Here is a 15,921-nt window from a genome sequence, read left to right as displayed (position 1 = left end):
GACTACCTAAGCAAGCACTTGCTTGGTACGCTAGCACAGTGACTCCCGCCGAAGCAGCCGACGGTATCAACCTGGGGCTGGTCGGGCGGGTGGTCCTTGTTACCGGCGGCGTACGCGGCGTAGGTGCCGGCATCAGCTCGGTCTTCGCCAAGCAGGGCGCGACCGTGATCACCTGCGCGCGACGGCCCGTCGAGGGCTTTCCCTATGAGTTCCATCCGTGCGACGTGCGCGACGATGACGCCGTCAGGGCGATGATCGACGCGATCGCTGACCGGCATGGCCGGCTCGACGTCGTCGTCAACAACGCCGGCGGTTCGCCGTACGTGCTGACCGCGGACTCCAGCGCGAAGTTCAACCGCAAGATCATCGAGCTCAACCTGATTGGGGCGCTGTGGGTTTCGCAGCACGCCAACGAGAAGATGCAGAACCAACCGCACGGCGGGTCGATCATCAACATCTGCAGCCTCAGCGGCCGACGGCCGTCCCCGGGTACCGGGGCGTACGGGGCGGCCAAGGCCGGCCTGGAAAGCCTGACGCAGACGCTGGCGGTGGAATGGGGACCGAGGGTGCGGGTGAACGCCTGCGTGGTCGGGATGGTGGAGACCGAACAGTCGGAACTGTTTTACGGTGACGCCGAGTCGATCGCCGCGATCTCGAAGAACGTGCCACTGGGGCGGCTGGCCAAGCCGGAGGACGTCGGCTGGGCCACAGCGTTTTTGGCCTCGGATGCGGCGTCCTACATCAGCGGTGCCGCGCTGGAGGTGCACGGCGGTGGCGAGCCGCCGCACTATCTGGCAGCAACGAACGCGAGCGCGATCAAGTAGAGGAGATTGGATTTATGGGATTGGTTGACGGCCGTGTCGTCATCGTCACCGGGGCGGGCGGCGGTATCGGCCGCGCGCATGCGCTGGCCTTCGCGGGCGAAGGCGCGCGCGTGGTGGTCAACGACATCGGGGTGGGCCTGGACGGTTCCCCGGCAAGCGGCGGCAGCGCGGCGCAGGGCGTGGTCGACGAAATCACCTCGGCCGGTGGGGAAGCCGTCGCCGACGGATCCAACATCGCCGACTGGGACCAGGCGGCCGGCCTGATCCAGACCGCCGCCGACACATTCGGCGGCCTCGACGTCGTGGTCAACAACGCCGGCATCGTGCGCGACCGGATGATGGCCAACACCAGCGAGGAGGAGTTCGACGCCGTCATCGCCGTGCACCTGAAGGGTCACTTCGCCATGATGCGCCACGCCGCGTCGTATTGGCGTGGGCTGTCCAAAGAGGGCAAAACGGTCGACGCGCGGATCATCAACACCAGTTCGGGCGCCGGCCTGCAGGGCAGCGTCGGGCAAGGCAACTACAGCGCGGCCAAGGCGGGCATCGCGGCGATGACACTGGTCGGCGCGGCGGAAATGGGGCGCTACGGCGTGACCGTCAACGCCATTGCGCCGTCGGCCCGCACCCGCATGACCGAGACCGTCTTCGCCGAGATGATGGCAACGCAGGACCAGGATTTCGACGCGATGGCGCCGGAGAACGTCTCGCCGCTGGTGGTCTGGCTGGGCAGCGCCGAGGCCCGCGACGTCACCGGCAAGGTGTTCGAGGTCGAGGGCGGCAAGATCCGCGTCGCCGAGGGCTGGGCGCACGGCCCGCAGATCGACAAGGGTGCCCGGTGGGATCCCGCCGAGCTGGGGCCCGTCGTCGCCGACCTGCTAGCCAAGGCGCGGCCGCCGGTCCCGGTCTACGGGGCCTAGCAAGACTGCATCGAACGTGCACTCACGGCGAGCTTTTCGCGGATTCTTCGCCGTCAGTGCACGTTCGGCGGAAGAGCTCAGGGGTCGCAGATGACGATCGGGATGGTGCGGTCGGTCCAGGACTGGTAGTCGTCGTAGGACGGGTACATGTCCACCAACTGCGGCCAATACCGGGCGCGCTCCTCATCGGTCGCGTCGCGCGCGGTCAGGTCGAGCACTTCCTTTTTGATCTGCACCTGCACCTTGGGATTGGCCTTCAGGTTCAGGTACCACATCGGGTTTTTCGCGGCGCCGCCCTTGGAGGCCGCGACGACCACCCGGTCGCCGTCGCGCAGGAAGTACAGCGGGCTGACGCGGGGCTCGCCGGTCTTGCGGCCGGTGGTGGTCAGCAGCGCGACCGGGATCTTCTGGAACGTGCCACCGAGGCCCTCGCCGCCGTTGCGGCGGTACATGAACGTGTTGAGGCGCGACATCCACTTGATCAGGAAGTCGGCATATGGCGAGTCGTGAAACCGCGGGGGTGATTTCGGCATGACTCCGATCCTACGGCTGTGCTCCCCGTTGAATGAACGGACGCAGCCTGGCCCTGATGTGATGGATCAGCCCGTCGTCTTGCGGGATCACGAAGATCTCGTCGACCCGGGACGCGACCCGCCGCCCGCCGAACGCGACCTTGGTCAGCACGTCGTACTCCGCGCGCACTTCGTCGCCGGATACGGTGTACTCCGGCGGTGTCGTGGCCGCGATGATGCGGTATTGCGGTCCGCGATTTAGGCTGCGCCGCAGGTGATTCCCGGAGAACCCGGATTTGAGGCCCACCTCGATGCGGACACAGTCCGGCGCGAACGGGACAGCATCGGCGTCGTGGGTGACCAGCGCGTCGATGTACGCCTGCGCCGCCGCGATGCGGTCGGCCTCGGAGACGCCCCCGCCCGACGACGATGCGGGCCGAGGTCCCTTCAAGGAGTCGGGCAATTCAGCCTCAGATGCGCTCGATGATGGTGCCGGTGGACAGGGCGCCGCCCGCGCACATGGTGATCAGCGCCGTGCTCTGGTCGGTGCGCTCCAGCTCGTGCAGCGCGGTGGTGATCAGCCGGCTGCCGGTGCTGCCCACCGGGTGGCCGAGCGCGATCGCGCCGCCGTTGACGTTGACCTTGGCCATGTCGGGTTCGTGGACGCGCGCCCAGGACAGCACCACCGACGCGAAGGCCTCGTTGATCTCGGTGATGTCGATGTCGCCCATCTTCATCCCGGCCTTCTCCAGCACCTTCGCCGTCGACTGCACCGGGCCGTCGAGGTGGTAGTAGGGCTCCGCGCCGATGAGCGCCTGGCTGACGATCCGGGCCCGCGGCCGCAGCCCGAGCGCCTTGGCCTTGTCTTCGTCCATCCACAACACGGCCGCGGCGCCGTCCGAGATCTGCGACGACGTGCCCGCCGTGTGAATGCCGCCCTCGATCACCGGCTTGAGCTGGCTCAGCCCCTCCATCGTGGTGTCGCGCAAGCCCTGGTCGCGGCCCACCATGTGGCGCTCGCTGGTGGGCTGCTTCTGCTCGTCGAGCACCGGCGCCTCGATCGGCGAGATTTCCCGGTCGAAACGCCCCTCCTCCCAGGCCCGCTTGGCGCGCAGCTGCGACTGGAAGCCCCACGCGTCGATGTCCTCGCGGGTGATGCCGCGGCGCTTGGCGATCCGCTCGGCCGCGGTGAACTGGTCGGGCAGGTCGATGTCCCACGACGCGGGCCGCAGGATGCTGCGGTCGGGGCCGGCGTTGGCGCCGAGTCCGACGCGGCTCATGGCCTCGATTCCGCACGCGATGCCGATGTCGATGGCACCCGCCGCGATCAGGCCGGCGACCAGGCCGTTGGCCTGCTGGCTGCTGCCGCACTGGCAGTCGACGGTCGTGGCGCCGACGTGCTCCGGCAGGCCGGCGACGAGCCAGCTCACCCGGGTGATGTTGTTGGACTGTTCGCCGAACTGCGTCACGCAGCCGCCGATGACCTGTTCTACATCGTTGGCGTCGATGCCGGCCTTTTCCACCAGCGCCTTTTGCACCGCGCCCAGCAGCTCGGTGGCGTGCAGTCCTGAGAGCCATCCATTGCGCTTGCCGATCGGGCTGCGGGTGGCTTCGACGATTACCGGGTTACCCATGGGGCCAGGCTAGAACACGTTTCATTACTATGACAAGCGACGATGCGTTGGCGCCTTTTTTCTACGGTGGAGGCATGTTTTACTGGCAACAGAGCTCCACTAGGGAAGCTAGTGTCCTGGGATCGCCAGTCACTGGCCAGTCGCCAGACCAGCATAGGGACCAGCAGTTAAAGGAGAAGTAGCGTGCCCAGCCCCAACCTTCCGCCCGGGTTCGATTTCACCGACCCCGACATCTACGCGGAGCGGATCCCCGTCGAGGAGTTTGCCGAGGTGCGCGCGACGGCGCCGATCTGGTGGAACGAGCAGGCCCCGGGCCACGGCGGCGGCTTCAACGACGGCGGCTTCTGGGCGATCACGAAGCTCAACGACGTCAAGGAGATCTCCCGGCGCAGCGATGTCTTCTCCAGCTACGAGAACTGCGTGATCCCGCGGTTCAACGACGACATCGCGCGCGAGGACATCGAGCTGCAGCGGTTCGTCATGCTCAACATGGACGCGCCGCACCACACGCGGCTGCGCAAGATCATCTCCCGCGGCTTCACCCCGCGGGCCGTGGGACGCCTGGAGGACGAACTCAGGGAACGCGCCCAGAAGATCGCGCGGGACGCGGCGTCCGCCGGTTCCGGGGACTTCGTCGAGCAGGTGTCCTGCGAGCTCCCGCTGCAGGCGATCGCCGGCTTGCTCGGGGTGCCGCAGGAGGACCGCGAAAAGCTCTTCCGCTGGTCCAACGAGATGACCGGAAACGACGACCCCGAGTATGCCGACGTCGACCCCAAGACGTCGTCGTTCGAGGTGCTCAACTACGCGATGCAGATGGCCGCCATCAAGGCCGAGAAACCCGGCGAGGACATCGTCACCACGCTGATCAACGCCGACATCGACGGGGAAAAGCTCTCGGACGACGAATTCGGCTTCTTCGTGATGATGCTCGCGGTGGCCGGCAACGAGACCACCCGGAACTCCATCACCCAGGGGATGATGGCGTTCGCGGACTACCCCGATCAGTGGGAGCTGTTCAAGAGGGAGCGCCCCGAGACCGCCGCCGACGAGATCGTCCGCTGGGCCACCCCGGTCACCAGTTTCCAGCGCACGGCGCTTCAGGACTACGAGCTGTCCGGCGTGCAGATCAAGAAGGGCCAGCGAGTGGTGATGTTCTACCGCTCGGCCAATTTCGACGAAGAGATCTTCGACGACCCCTACACCTTCAACATCTTGCGAAACCCCAACCCGCATGTCGGTTTCGGCGGCACGGGCGCGCACTACTGCATCGGCGCCAACCTGGCCAAGATGACGATCAATCTGATCTTCAACGCCGTGGCCGATCACATGCCCGACCTCAAGCCGATCTCGGAGCCGGAGCGGCTGCGCTCGGGATGGCTCAACGGCATCAAGCGCTGGCAGGTCGACTACACCGGTAAGTGCCCGGTGGATCACTGATGGACTTCGACCTCACCCCCGAACAGCAGGCGGTCGCCGACGTGGCGACGTCGGTGCTGGACCGCGACTTGGGTTGGGACGCCCTGGTCGGCGGCGGCGTGACGGCGCTGCCGGTGCCGGAACGCCTCGGCGGCGACGGCGTCGGCCTGCCCGAGGTCGCCACGGTCCTGACGGAAGCCGGTCGCCACGGCGCGATCACGCCGGCGCTGGCCACGCTGGGTTTCGCCGTGGTGCCGTTGCTGGACCTGGCCGCCGAGGAGCAACAGGACCGCTTCCTGGCCGGGGTCGCCAAGGGCGGCGTGCTGACGGCGGCGCTCAACGAGCCCGGCGCCGCCTTGCCCGACCGGCCCGGGGTCGCGTTCGCGGGCGGCCGCCTGTCGGGCACCAAGGTCGGCGTCGGCTATGCCGGGCAAGCGGATTGGATGATCGTGACGGCCGACAGCGCCGTGGTGGTGGTGTCGCCCAAGGCCGACGGAGTGCGGCTGGTGCGCACCCCGACGTCCAACGGCTCCGACGAGTACACGGTCACGTTTGACGGTGTGGGGGTTGGTGATTCGGACGTGTTGACGGGCGCTTCGGCGCACCGGGTCAACCAGCTGGCGCTGGCCGCGATGGGCGCCTACGCCGACGGGCTGGTAGCCGGCGCGCTGCGGTTGACCGCCGACTACGTGGCCAACCGCAAGCAGTTCGGCAAGCCGCTGTCGACCTTCCAGACCGTGGCGGCTCAGCTCTCCGAGGTCTACATCGCCTCGCGCACCATCGATCTGGCGGCCAAGTCGGTCGTTTGGCGACTAGCGGAGGGACGGGACGCCGACGACGACGTGGACGTTCTCGGCTACTGGATTACTTCGCAGGCACCGCCGGTGATGCAGCTCTGCCACCACCTGCATGGCGGCATGGGCATGGACATCACCTATCCCATGCATCGGTATTACTCCACGATCAAGGACCTGTCCCGAATACTCGGCGGGCCATCTCATCGCCTCGATCTGGTGGGAGCGCAATGTTCATAGAACTGACTCCGGAGCAGCGTCAGCTGCAAGCCGAACTGCGAGAATACTTTTCGAACCTGATCTCGTCCGACGAGATGAAGGCGATGGAGCAGGATCGCCACAACGAGGCCTACCGCGCGGTGATCCGCCGAATGGGCCAGGACCGCAAGCTCGGGGTCGGGTGGCCAAAAGAATTCGGCGGCCTGGGCTTCGGGCCCATCGAGCAGTCGATCTTCGTCAACGAGGCGCATCGGGCCGACGTGCCGCTGCCCGCGGTGACGTTGCAGACGGTCGGCCCGGTGCTGCAGCAGTTCGGCAGCGAGGCGCAGAAGAAGAAGTTCCTGCCGGCGATCCTGGCCGGCGAGGTGCACTTCGCGATCGGCTACACCGAGCCCGAGGCCGGGACCGACCTGGCTTCCCTGCGGACCACCGCCGTGCGCCAGGGCGACGAGTACATCGTCAACGGGCAGAAGATCTTCACCACCGGCGCGCACGACGCGGACTACATCTGGCTGGCCTGCCGCACCGACCCGGAAGCCGTCAAGCACAAGGGCATTTCGATCCTGATCGTCGACACCAAGGACCCGGGCTACTCCTGGACGCCGATCATCCTGTCCGACGGCGCCCACCACACCAACGCGACCTACTACAACGACGTGCGGGTGCCCGCCGACATGCTGGTCGGCGAGGAGAACGGCGGATGGCGGCTGATCACCACCCAGCTCAACAACGAGCGGGTGATGCTCGGCCCGGCGGGCCGCGTCGCCGGCATCTACGACCGGGTGCACGCCTGGGCGTCCAAGCCGGGCAGCGACGGCGTCACGCCGATCGACCACCACGACGTCAAGCGGGCCCTCGGCGAGATCCACGCGATGTGGCGGATCAACGAGCTGCTGAACTGGCAGGTGGCCGCGGCGGGCGAGGACATCAACGTGGCCGACGCCGCGTCGACCAAAGTCTTTGGCACCGAGCGCATTCAGTACATCGGCCGGCTCGCGGAAGAGATCGTCGGCAAGTACGGCAACCCCGCCGACCCGGACACCGCGGAGCTGCTCGACTGGCTGGACTCGCAAACCAAGCGGAACCTGGTCATCACCTTCGGTGGAGGCGTGAACGAAGTCATGCGTGAAATGATCGCGGCCGCCGGCCTCAAGGTGCCGAGGGTGCCCAGATGACGGACATCGCCGAAGCCGTCGCGGAGATCAAGGCGGCCGGCGATCCCAAGCCGCGCGCCGGCCGCGATCCGGTGAACCAGCCGATGATCAACAACTGGGTCGAGGCCATCGGCGACCGCAACCCGATCTATGTGGACGAGGCGGCCGCCCGCGCGGTCGGTCACCCTGGGATCGTCGCGCCGCCGGCCATGATTCAGGTGTGGACGATGTTCGGCCTCGGCGGGGAGCGTCCGACGGACGACCCGATGGGCCCCATGATGAAGCTGTTCGACGACGCCGGCTACATCGGCGTGGTCGCCACCAACTGCGAGCAGACCTACCACCGCTACCTGCGACCCGGCGAGCAGGTCAGCATCACCTCCGAGATGGGTGACGTGGTCGGGCCCAAGCAGACCGCGCTGGGCGAGGGGTACTTCGTCAACCAGCACATCATCTGGCGGGTGGGCGACGAGGACGTCGCCGAAATGAACTGGCGCATCCTCAAGTTCAAGCCCCGCGAATCCGCCGGCCCGGCCGTGCCGGACGACCTGGACCCCGACGCCATGATGCGTCCCTCGTCGTCGCGGGACACCGCGTTCTTCTGGGACGGCGTCAAGGCGCACGAGCTGCGGATCCAGCGTCGTCCGGACGGCAGCCTGCAGCACCCGCCCGTGCCGGCGGTGTGGCAGGACAAGACGGCGCCGATCGACTACGTGGTGGCCGGCGGTCGCGGAACCGTGTTCAGCTTTGTGGTGCACCACGCTCCGAAGGTGCCCGGTCGCACGCTGCCCTTCGTCATCGCTTTGGTGAAGCTCGACGAGGGCGTGCGCATGCTGGGCGAGCTGCGAGGGGTTGACCCCGCCGAGGTGAAGATCGGAATGCCGGTGCGCGCAACATATATCGACTTCCCGGCCGGTGACGGCGGACCGGAATGGACCCTCTACGCCTGGGAGCCTGACGCATGAGCGCGCCGGTGATCGAAGTCGGCACCAAGCTGCCCGAGCTGAAACTGCACGGCGACCCGACGTTCATCATCTCGACGGCCCTGGCCACCCGGGACTTCCAGGACGTGCACCACGACCGTGACCTCGCGCAGGCCAAGGGGTCGAAGGACATCTTCGTCAACATCCTCACCGACACCGGGCTGGTGCAGCGCTATGTCACCGACTGGGCCGGGCCGTCGGCGCTGATCAAGTCGATCGGGCTGCGGCTGGGGGTGCCGTGGTACGCGTACGACACGGTGACGTTCTCCGGTGAGGTTACCGCCGTGGAAGATGGCCTGATCACCGTAAAGGTGGTGGGCAGCAACAGCCTTGGCGATCACGTCATCGCGACGGCGACGCTGACGATGGGAGACGCGTGATGTCCCCCGCAAGCGGGTGGTACCCCCTGTCCGGTAAGGCGGCGATCGTCGGCATCGGGGCCACCGACTTTTCGAAGGACTCCGGCCGAAGCGAGCTGCGGTTGGCGGCCGAGGCCGTCCTGGATGCGTTGGACGACGCGGGCCTGAGCCCGGCCGACGTCGACGGGCTGACCACGTTCACGATGGACAGCAACAACGAGACCGCGGTGGCGCGCGCGGTCGGCATCGGGGACCTGAAGTTCTTCTCCCAGATCGGTTACGGCGGCGGGGCCGCGTGCGCGACCGTGCAGCAGGCGGCGATGGCCGTCGCGACCGGGGTGGCCGATGTCGTGGTCGCATACCGGGCGTTCAACGAACGGTCCGGCATGCGGTTCGGCCAGGTGCAGAGCCGGTTGGCGGGAGACGGTGGGGCACGGGCGGATTCGACGACGGCCGACAACGCCTTCTCGTATCCACACGGGCTCTCCACGCCCGCCGCGCAGGTCGCGATGATCGCCCAGCGCTACATGCACCTGTCCGGTGCGACCAGCCGCGACTTCGGCGTGATCTCGGTGGCCGACCGCAAGCACGCCGCCAAGAACCCCAAGGCGTACTTCTATGAGAAGCCGATCACCATTGAGGACCACCAGAATTCGCGGTGGATCGCCGAGCCGCTGCGGCTGCTGGACTGCTGCCAGGAAACCGATGGTGCGGTCGCGATCGTGGTGACGTCCGTCGAGCGCGCACGCGACCTCAAGCAGCGGCCCGCGATCATCGAGGCGGCCTCGCAGGGCTCCAGCCCCGACCAGTACACGATGGTCAGCTACTACCGGCCCGAGCTCGGCCTGCCCGAGATGGGCGTCGTGGGTCGGCAGCTCTGGGGTCAGTCCGGGCTTTCGCCGTCGGACATTCAGACCGCGATTCTGTATGACCACTTCACGCCGTTCACCCTGATTCAGTTGGAGGAGTTGGGCTTCTGCGGCAAGGGCGAGGCGAAGGACTTCATCGCCGGCGGCGCCATCGAGGTGGGCGGCCGGCTGCCGATCAACACCCACGGCGGTCAACTCGGCGAGGCCTACATCCACGGCATGAACGGCATCGCGGAGGGCGTGCGGCAATTGCGCGGCACCTCGGTGAACCCGGTGCCCGACGTCGAGCACGTGTTGGTCACGGCGGGCACGGGCGTGCCCACGTCGGGCTTGATCTTGGGATAGCGCCTCGGCTTTTGTCGCCAGCGTGACGGCAGCGTCACGCTCGGGGCGAAAACAACGCTAAGCCGGGACCAGTTCGACGCCGCTCAGCACGACGGTGTTCTCGCGCGACGGCGCGAGCACGCTGGCCAGAAACCGACCACTCTCCTTCCAGATGCCGACCTTGAGCGTCTCGCCGGGATAGGCCACGCCGGCGAAGCGCGCGCCGTAGGCCGCGACCGCGCCCGCGTCGCCGTCCAGCAGCGCGTCGGTGATCGCCTTGCAGGTCATGCCGTAGGTGCACAGGCCGTGCAGGATCGGCCGGGGAAAGCCTGCGGCGGCGGCGAATTCGGGGTCGGAGTGCAGCGGGTTGCGGCTGTCGCCTCTACACATCTNGAGCCGGTACAGCAGCGCCTGCTGCGGCAGGATCGGCACGTCGACCTCGAGGTCGGGCGCGCGGTCCGGCGCCGCATCCGACGAGGACGGTCCGCGCTCGCCGCCGAAGCCGCCCTCGCCGCGGGCGAAGATCGACCGCCGCTGGGTCCACAGCAGGGCGCCGTCCGGGGCGCTGACGGTCGTCTCGCTCCAGATCACCGCGGCCTTGCCCTTGTCCCAGATGTCGGTGAACCGGGTGACGGCCGTGGCGGACCCCGACGGCGGCAGCGGGCCGGGCACCTCGATCCGTTCGCTGGCGTGCAGCACCCTGCCCAGCTCGATGTCGATGCCGGGAAACTGCACCGTCGGCGGCTTGGTCATGTGGAAGGAGGCCGCGACGTTGCCGAACGTCGGCAGCACCTGCGGGGTGTCGTCCACCAGATAGCGCAGCTCGCGCGGATCCATGGGGTCGGAGCCGGCTCCCAATCCCAGGTGGTAGAGCTGGATATCGCTGCTGCTCCAAGAGAATTCGATGGGGTCGAGCTCGGCGCTCAGCGCGACGTCTACATCGATCGGCATGTCAGTTACTCCCCGCGATGTGCAGCGCCGCCAGATAACCGAAAGTCATCGCGGGCCCGATGGTGCCGCCCGGGCCGGGGTAGGTGTGGCCCATCACCGGGGCGCTGACATTGCCCGCGGCGTACAGGCCCTCGATGATGCTGCCGTCGTCGCGCAGCGCCCGGCCGTGCACGTCGGTGCGGATGCCGCCCTTGGTGCCCAGGTCGCCCGGCACCATCTTGGCGGCGTAGTAGGGCGGGTGGCTGATCTCGCCGAGGTTGGGGTTCGGCTTGTTGGTGGGGTCGCCGTAGTAGCGGTCGTAGGCGCTTTCCCCGCGGTGGTAGTCCTCGTCGACGCCCGAGCGCGCGAAGCCGTTGAAGCGCTGCACGGTCGAGGTGAAGTCCGACACCGGCAGGCCGGCCTTCTCGGCCAGCTGCGAAAGTGTGTCAGCCTGCACGATCACGCCCGAATCCAGCCACTTCCGCGGAATGCGTTGCCCCGGTTGCAGTCCCGCGAAGATGTAGCGGTCGCGGTATTGCTGGTCGAACACCAGCCATGCCGGGATGTTCTCCCCCGGCCCCGGCCCCTGACCGAATTCGCCGCCGTACATGTGGTGGCAGGCCTCGACGTAGGGCATCGACTCGTTCATGAACCGCTTGCCCGACATGTTGACGATGATCGAGCCCGGCGAATTGCGCTCCGACAGGGCGAACCACGGCGCGCCCACCAGCGGCACCGTCGGGCCCCACCACGCGTCTTCCATCAACTCCAATGCGGCTCCGAGCTTTTCGCCGGCCAGAATTCCGTCGCCGGTGTTGGCCTTGGCGCCGACCGTCCACTCGGTGGTGATGGGGGCGCGCTGGTACTTCACCCGCATCTGCTCGTTGTGCTCGAACCCGCCGGACGCGAGGATCACGCCGCGGCGGGCCCGGATCAGGCGCGGCTCAACGGATTCCGACGCGCCGGTGTCGCTGACATAGACCCCGCGCACCGCGCCGTCCTCGACGTAGAGGTCGGTGAGCGCGGTGTTGAGCAGCACCGGAACCCCGGCGCGCTGCAACCCGATCCGCAACGGCCCGATCAGGGCGCGTCCCATGCCGACCAGGTTCTTACCGGTCGCCTTGGCCCACATCGTGCGCACCCCGACCTTCAGGCTGCGCGCCACGCCTCGCGGGTGTCGCTTGAGCTGGTTGAGACGCACGTAATCCTGCTGCATCACAACCACGTTGAGCGGAACCTTGCCATAGGCCGGTTCGAGGCCGGCTTCGTCGGCGCCCAGCTTGCGGGCGTTGAACGGCTTGGGCTCGATCGACCGGCCGCCCGGACGGCCCCCCGGCGCCTCCGGGTAGTAGTCGGAGTAGCGCGGCACCCAGCACATCTTCAACGGGGTGTGCTTCAACACGAAGGACAGCATCTCGGGGCCGCGGTCGAGGTAGGCGTCGATGCGCTCCGGAGCCACGATGTCGCCGATGATGCCGTGCAAATAGGTGCGGGCGGCCTCGGGGGTGTCTCGCACGCCGTCGCGCTCGAGCACCTCGTTGTTGGGAATCCAGACCCCGCCCCCGGACCGCGCGGTGGAGCCGCCAAAATGAGCGGCCTTCTCGATGACTACTGTCGAGAGGCCGCGGTGCGCGGCGGCAAGGGCAGCCACCATGCCGGCCCCGCCGCTCCCCACCACGACGACGTCGTACTCCTGCGCTGTCATGTAGAACACGTTATAGAATTGCCCGGGTTGGGCGCTACCGGCCCGGTCACCAGAACGAGGGGACTTCGGTAAATGCTCAGTGTTGCGATCCGCGACGAGCTGGCCGCCGACCTGGCGCAGGCCGAACGCAGCCGTGAGCCCATCGCTCCGCTGACCGCCCGATACCCGGACATCGACGTCGTCGACGCCTACGAAATTCAGCTGATCAACATCCGCCAGCGGGTGGCCGAAGGCGCCCAGGTGCTGGGGCACAAGGTGGGCCTGTCGTCGTTGGCGATGCAGCAGATGATGGGCGTCGACGAGCCGGACTACGGCCACCTGCTCGACGAGATGCAGGTGTTCGAGGACACCCCGGTCAAGGCCGGCCGCTACCTGTATCCGCGGGTGGAGGTCGAGGTGGGGTTCATCCTGTCCGCCGACCTGCCGGGGGCGGGCTGCACCGAGGACGACGTGCTGGCCGCCACCGAAGCCCTGGTCCCTTCGATCGAGCTGATCGACACCAGGATCACCGACTGGAAGATCGCGCTGTGCGACACCATCGCCGACAACGCCTCCTCGGCGGGCTTCGTGTTGGGTGCGGCGCGGGTGTCACCGGCCGACATCGACGTCAAGGCGATCGACGCGGTGCTGACCCGCAACGGCGAGGTGATCGCCGAGGGGCGCAGCGACGCCGTGTTGGGCAACCCGGTCACCGCGGTGGCGTGGTTGTCCCGCAAGGTGGAAAGTTTCGGTGTGCGCCTGAAAAAAGGTGACATCGTGTTACCCGGATCGTGCACGCGAGCGATAGATGCACACGCCGGAGACGAATTCGTCGCCGACTTCACGGGATTGGGTTCCGTGCGGTTGTCCTTTGAATAGCGCCGGATTAGTTTTGAATTAGTCCAAAAACAAGGAGCATCATGCCGTCCAAGGCGAGTGTGGCCATTGTCGGGTCGGGAAACATCAGCACCGACTTGCTGTACAAGCTTCTCCGATCGGACTGGCTGGAGCCGCGCTGGATGGTGGGCATCGACCCGGAAAGCGAGGGCCTGGCCCGGGCCCGCAAGCTGGGCCTGGAGACCACCCACGAAGGGGTCGACTGGCTGCTGGCCCAGCCGGAGAAACCCGATTTGGTGTTCGAGGCGACCAGCGCCTACGTGCACAGGGACGCGGCGCCGAAATACGCGGCCGCGGGAATCCGGGCCATTGACCTGACACCGGCCGCGGTGGGGCCCGCGGTGATCCCGCCGGCGAACCTGCGCGAGCATCTGGACGCGCCCAACGTCAACATGATCACCTGCGGGGGACAGGCGACGATCCCGATCGTCTACGCCGTCAGTCGCGTCGTCGAGGTGCCGTACGCGGAAATCGTCGCTTCGGTGGCTTCAGTTTCCGCGGGCCCCGGGACCCGCGCGAACATCGACGAGTTCACCAAGACCACCAGCAAGGGCGTCGAGACCATCGGCGGCGCCAAGCGCGGCAAGGCGATCATCATCCTGAACCCGGCCGACCCGCCAATGATCATGCGCGACACCATCTTCTGCGCCCTTCCCGAGGACGCCGACCGCGATGCCATCGCCAAATCCATCCACGACGTGGTGGCCGAGGTGCAGACCTATGTGCCGGGCTACCGGCTGCTCAACGAGCCGCAGTTCGACGACCCGTCGCTCAACTCCGGTGGCCAGGCCCTGGTCACCACGTTCGTCGAGGTCGAGGGCGCCGGGGATTACCTGCCGCCGTACGCGGGCAACCTCGACATCATGACCGCGGCGGCGACCAAGGTCGGCGAGGAGATCGCCCGGGAGTCCTTGACCGCATCGGCGGGAGGAGCGCAGGCATGAGTGACATCTTTTTCAATCCGATCTGGGACGTCCGGATGACCGACACGTCCCTGCGCGACGGGTCCCACCACAAGCGCCACCAGTTCACCAAGGACGAGGTGGGCGCCATCGTCGCCGCCCTGGACGCCGCGGGTGTCCCGGTCATCGAGGTGACCCACGGCGACGGGCTGGGCGGCTCGAGCTTCAACTACGGCTTCTCCAAGACCCCCGAGCAGGAGCTGATCAAGCTCGCGGCCGAGACGGCCACGCAGGCCAAGATCGCCTTCCTGATGCTGCCCGGGGTGGGCACCAAGGAGGACATCAAGGAGGCCCAGAACAACGGCGGCTCGATCTGCCGGATCGCCACCCACTGCACCGAGGCCGACGTCTCGATCCAGCACTTCGGTCTGGCTCGTGAGCTGGGGCTGGAGACCGTCGGGTTCCTGATGATGTCCCACACCATTGCGCCGGAGAAGCTCGCGCGGCAGGCGCGGATCATGGCCGACGCCGGCTGCCAGTGCGTCTACGTGGTCGACTCCGCGGGGGCGCTGGTCCTCGAAGGGGTTCGCGACCGGGTGGCGGCGCTGGTCGCCGAACTGGGCGACGACGCCCAGGTCGGTTTCCACGGCCACGAGAACCTGGGATTGGGGGTGGCCAACTCGGTGGAGGCCGTCCGGGCCGGCGCCAAGCAGATCGACGGCTCCTGCCGCCGCTTCGGCGCGGGTGCGGGTAACGCGCCCGTCGAGGCGCTGATCGGGGTGTTCGACAAGATCGGCGTCAAGACGGGCATCGACTTCTTCGACATCGCCGACGCCGCAGAGGACGTCGTGCGGCCGGCCATGCCGGCGGAATGCCTGCTCGACCGCAACGCGCTGATCATGGGCTACTCGGGCGTCTATTCCAGCTTCCTCAAGCACGCCGTGCGCCAGGCCGAACGCTACGGCGTGCCCGCCGCGGCGCTGCTGCACCGGGCCGGTCAGCGCAAGCTCATCGGCGGCCAGGAAGACCAGCTGATCGACATCGCCCTGGAAATCAAGCGCGAGCAGGACAGCGGCGCGGTCGTCACGCATTAGCCGTGTTCCGACCGGGTGCGGGGGTGTACACCCACGGCCGTAGCCTTAGAATTCTTTGAATCGGGCGGAAGGTCGGAAACCGACGTCCGGTTTGGCCTAGCGTTTGTTCTATCGACTGCGTGCTTTGCTAGGGGATGTTGTGAGCTTCTTGACGTTGCCACCGGAGATCAACTCGCTGCTGATGTACTCGGGCGCCGGTTCGGCTCCGATGCTGGAGGCCGCGGCGGCGTGGAACGGGCTGGCGTCCGAGCTATCGTCCGCCGCCCAGTCGTTTGCGTCGGTCACGTCGAACTTGGCCAGCCAGGCGTGGCAGGGCCCCGCCGCGCAGGCGATGGCGGCCGCGGCGGCTCCATATGCCGGGTGGCTCAATGCGGCGGCGTCGCAGGCGGCCGGGGCGGCGGCCCAA

17 protein-coding genes are annotated in these 15,921 nt (G+C 67.5%); 12 read left to right on the top strand and 5 right to left on the bottom strand.

The genetic code is table 11. From position 1 onward, the window contains the following. The first annotated feature begins 65 nt into the window (after nt 1-65). Together BN4348_RS52445 and BN4348_RS52440 are read left to right on the top strand one after the other, a co-directional pair. Nucleotides 66-824, top strand: a complete 759-nt coding sequence (locus BN4348_RS52445) for an SDR family oxidoreductase (RefSeq protein ID WP_066916466.1) — start codon at nt 66-68, stop codon at nt 822-824. A gap of 14 nt (nt 825-838) precedes the next feature. Continuing rightward, nucleotides 839-1,744: an SDR family oxidoreductase gene (locus tag BN4348_RS52440; protein ID WP_066916396.1), complete on the top strand. Its 906-nt coding sequence runs from the start codon at nt 839-841 to the stop codon at nt 1,742-1,744. Between the two features lie 77 nt (nt 1,745-1,821). On the opposite strand, the gene BN4348_RS52435 is transcribed toward BN4348_RS52440, so the two are convergent. Genes BN4348_RS52435 through BN4348_RS52425 form a run of 3 tightly spaced genes read right to left on the bottom strand, consistent with a single transcriptional unit; the run spans nt 1,822 to nt 3,890 of the window. Then, nucleotides 1,822-2,277, bottom strand: coding sequence for a nitroreductase family deazaflavin-dependent oxidoreductase (locus BN4348_RS52435; RefSeq protein ID WP_066916394.1), 456 nt, complete (start codon nt 2,275-2,277; stop codon nt 1,822-1,824). 10 nt (nt 2,278-2,287) lie between these two features. Beyond that, nucleotides 2,288-2,707 (bottom strand): nuclear transport factor 2 family protein, encoded by a 420-nt coding sequence (locus BN4348_RS52430; RefSeq protein ID WP_066916464.1) that lies wholly within the window; start codon nt 2,705-2,707, stop codon nt 2,288-2,290. Between the two features lie 19 nt (nt 2,708-2,726). Further along, nucleotides 2,727-3,890 (bottom strand): steroid 3-ketoacyl-CoA thiolase, encoded by a 1,164-nt coding sequence (locus tag BN4348_RS52425; protein ID WP_066916392.1) that lies wholly within the window; start codon nt 3,888-3,890, stop codon nt 2,727-2,729. A 183-nt stretch (nt 3,891-4,073) separates the two neighbouring features. Between BN4348_RS52425 and BN4348_RS52420 the strand changes: the two genes are divergently transcribed. Genes BN4348_RS52420 through BN4348_RS52395 form a run of 6 tightly spaced genes read left to right on the top strand, consistent with a single transcriptional unit; the run spans nt 4,074 to nt 10,029 of the window. Further along, nucleotides 4,074-5,327: a cytochrome P450 gene (locus tag BN4348_RS52420; protein ID WP_066916390.1), complete on the top strand. Its 1,254-nt coding sequence runs from the start codon at nt 4,074-4,076 to the stop codon at nt 5,325-5,327. Beyond that, complete coding sequence (locus BN4348_RS52415) at nt 5,327-6,340, top strand: acyl-CoA dehydrogenase family protein (RefSeq protein ID WP_066916388.1); 1,014 nt, start codon at nt 5,327-5,329, stop codon at nt 6,338-6,340. Before BN4348_RS52420 ends, BN4348_RS52415 begins: the two co-directional genes overlap by 1 nt. Beyond that, nucleotides 6,331-7,494: an acyl-CoA dehydrogenase FadE29 gene (gene fadE29 / locus BN4348_RS52410; protein WP_066916386.1), complete on the top strand. Its 1,164-nt coding sequence runs from the start codon at nt 6,331-6,333 to the stop codon at nt 7,492-7,494. The genes BN4348_RS52415 and fadE29 overlap by 10 nt, the downstream gene beginning before the upstream one ends. After that, the gene (locus BN4348_RS52405; RefSeq protein WP_066916384.1) at nt 7,491-8,438 is read left to right on the top strand and encodes a bifunctional MaoC family dehydratase N-terminal/OB-fold nucleic acid binding domain-containing protein; all 948 of its coding nucleotides are present in this window, start codon (nt 7,491-7,493) and stop codon (nt 8,436-8,438) included. Before fadE29 ends, BN4348_RS52405 begins: the two co-directional genes overlap by 4 nt. Beyond that, nucleotides 8,435-8,836 (top strand): MaoC family dehydratase, encoded by a 402-nt coding sequence (locus tag BN4348_RS52400; protein ID WP_066916382.1) that lies wholly within the window; start codon nt 8,435-8,437, stop codon nt 8,834-8,836. Before BN4348_RS52405 ends, BN4348_RS52400 begins: the two co-directional genes overlap by 4 nt. Then, nucleotides 8,836-10,029, top strand: coding sequence for a lipid-transfer protein (locus BN4348_RS52395; RefSeq protein WP_066916380.1), 1,194 nt, complete (start codon nt 8,836-8,838; stop codon nt 10,027-10,029). The genes BN4348_RS52400 and BN4348_RS52395 overlap by 1 nt, the downstream gene beginning before the upstream one ends. A gap of 57 nt (nt 10,030-10,086) precedes the next feature. Here BN4348_RS52395 and BN4348_RS52390 read toward each other — a convergent pair whose 3' ends face one another. Together BN4348_RS52390 and kstD are read right to left on the bottom strand one after the other, a co-directional pair. Then, nucleotides 10,087-10,959: a MaoC/PaaZ C-terminal domain-containing protein gene (locus tag BN4348_RS52390; protein ID WP_066916378.1), complete on the bottom strand. Its 873-nt coding sequence runs from the start codon at nt 10,957-10,959 to the stop codon at nt 10,087-10,089. A gap of 1 nt (nt 10,960) precedes the next feature. Then, complete coding sequence (gene kstD, locus BN4348_RS52385) at nt 10,961-12,643, bottom strand: 3-oxosteroid 1-dehydrogenase (protein ID WP_066916462.1); 1,683 nt, start codon at nt 12,641-12,643, stop codon at nt 10,961-10,963. Nucleotides 12,644-12,715: 72 nt separating this feature from the next. Here kstD and BN4348_RS52380 point away from each other — a divergent pair, with 72 nt between their 5' ends. From BN4348_RS52380 to BN4348_RS52365, 4 genes are all read left to right on the top strand, one after another. Continuing rightward, nucleotides 12,716-13,501, top strand: a complete 786-nt coding sequence (locus BN4348_RS52380) for a 2-keto-4-pentenoate hydratase (protein WP_066916376.1) — start codon at nt 12,716-12,718, stop codon at nt 13,499-13,501. A 41-nt stretch (nt 13,502-13,542) separates the two neighbouring features. Next, a complete protein-coding gene (locus BN4348_RS52375) occupies nt 13,543-14,463 on the top strand; it encodes an acetaldehyde dehydrogenase (acetylating) (protein WP_066916374.1) in 921 nt (306 codons plus the stop codon). Beyond that, the gene (gene dmpG, locus BN4348_RS52370) at nt 14,460-15,515 is read left to right on the top strand and encodes a 4-hydroxy-2-oxovalerate aldolase (RefSeq protein ID WP_066916372.1); all 1,056 of its coding nucleotides are present in this window, start codon (nt 14,460-14,462) and stop codon (nt 15,513-15,515) included. Before BN4348_RS52375 ends, dmpG begins: the two co-directional genes overlap by 4 nt. 139 nt (nt 15,516-15,654) lie before the next feature. Continuing rightward, nucleotides 15,655-15,921: PPE domain-containing protein (locus BN4348_RS52365; protein ID WP_142308822.1), on the top strand; the 267-nt coding region annotated here is incomplete at its 3' end.

It is taken from the genome of Mycobacterium interjectum (assembly GCF_900078675.2).
GTDB lineage: Bacteria > Actinomycetota > Actinomycetes > Mycobacteriales > Mycobacteriaceae > Mycobacterium > Mycobacterium interjectum.
This window is presented reverse-complemented; position numbering and strand designations above follow the sequence as displayed.

Bases quoted from the DNA above. Each gene is read 5' to 3' on its own strand.
- BN4348_RS52440 (WP_066916396.1), top strand. From the start codon at position 839: ATGGGATTGGTTGACGGCCGTGTCGTCATCGTCACCGGGGCGGGCGGC.
- BN4348_RS52435 (WP_066916394.1), bottom strand. From the start codon at position 2,277: ATGCCGAAATCACCCCCGCGGTTTCACGACTCGCCATATGCCGACTTC.
- BN4348_RS52425 (WP_066916392.1), bottom strand. From the start codon at position 3,890: ATGGGTAACCCGGTAATCGTCGAAGCCACCCGCAGCCCGATCGGCAAG.
- BN4348_RS52415 (WP_066916388.1), top strand. From the start codon at position 5,327: ATGGACTTCGACCTCACCCCCGAACAGCAGGCGGTCGCCGACGTGGCG.
- fadE29 (WP_066916386.1), top strand. From the start codon at position 6,331: ATGTTCATAGAACTGACTCCGGAGCAGCGTCAGCTGCAAGCCGAACTG.
- BN4348_RS52405 (WP_066916384.1), top strand. From the start codon at position 7,491: ATGACGGACATCGCCGAAGCCGTCGCGGAGATCAAGGCGGCCGGCGAT.
- BN4348_RS52400 (WP_066916382.1), top strand. From the start codon at position 8,435: ATGAGCGCGCCGGTGATCGAAGTCGGCACCAAGCTGCCCGAGCTGAAA.
- BN4348_RS52395 (WP_066916380.1), top strand. From the start codon at position 8,836: ATGTCCCCCGCAAGCGGGTGGTACCCCCTGTCCGGTAAGGCGGCGATC.
- kstD (WP_066916462.1), bottom strand. From the start codon at position 12,643: ATGACAGCGCAGGAGTACGACGTCGTCGTGGTGGGGAGCGGCGGGGCC.
- BN4348_RS52380 (WP_066916376.1), top strand. From the start codon at position 12,716: ATGCTCAGTGTTGCGATCCGCGACGAGCTGGCCGCCGACCTGGCGCAG.
- BN4348_RS52375 (WP_066916374.1), top strand. From the start codon at position 13,543: ATGCCGTCCAAGGCGAGTGTGGCCATTGTCGGGTCGGGAAACATCAGC.
- dmpG (WP_066916372.1), top strand. From the start codon at position 14,460: ATGAGTGACATCTTTTTCAATCCGATCTGGGACGTCCGGATGACCGAC.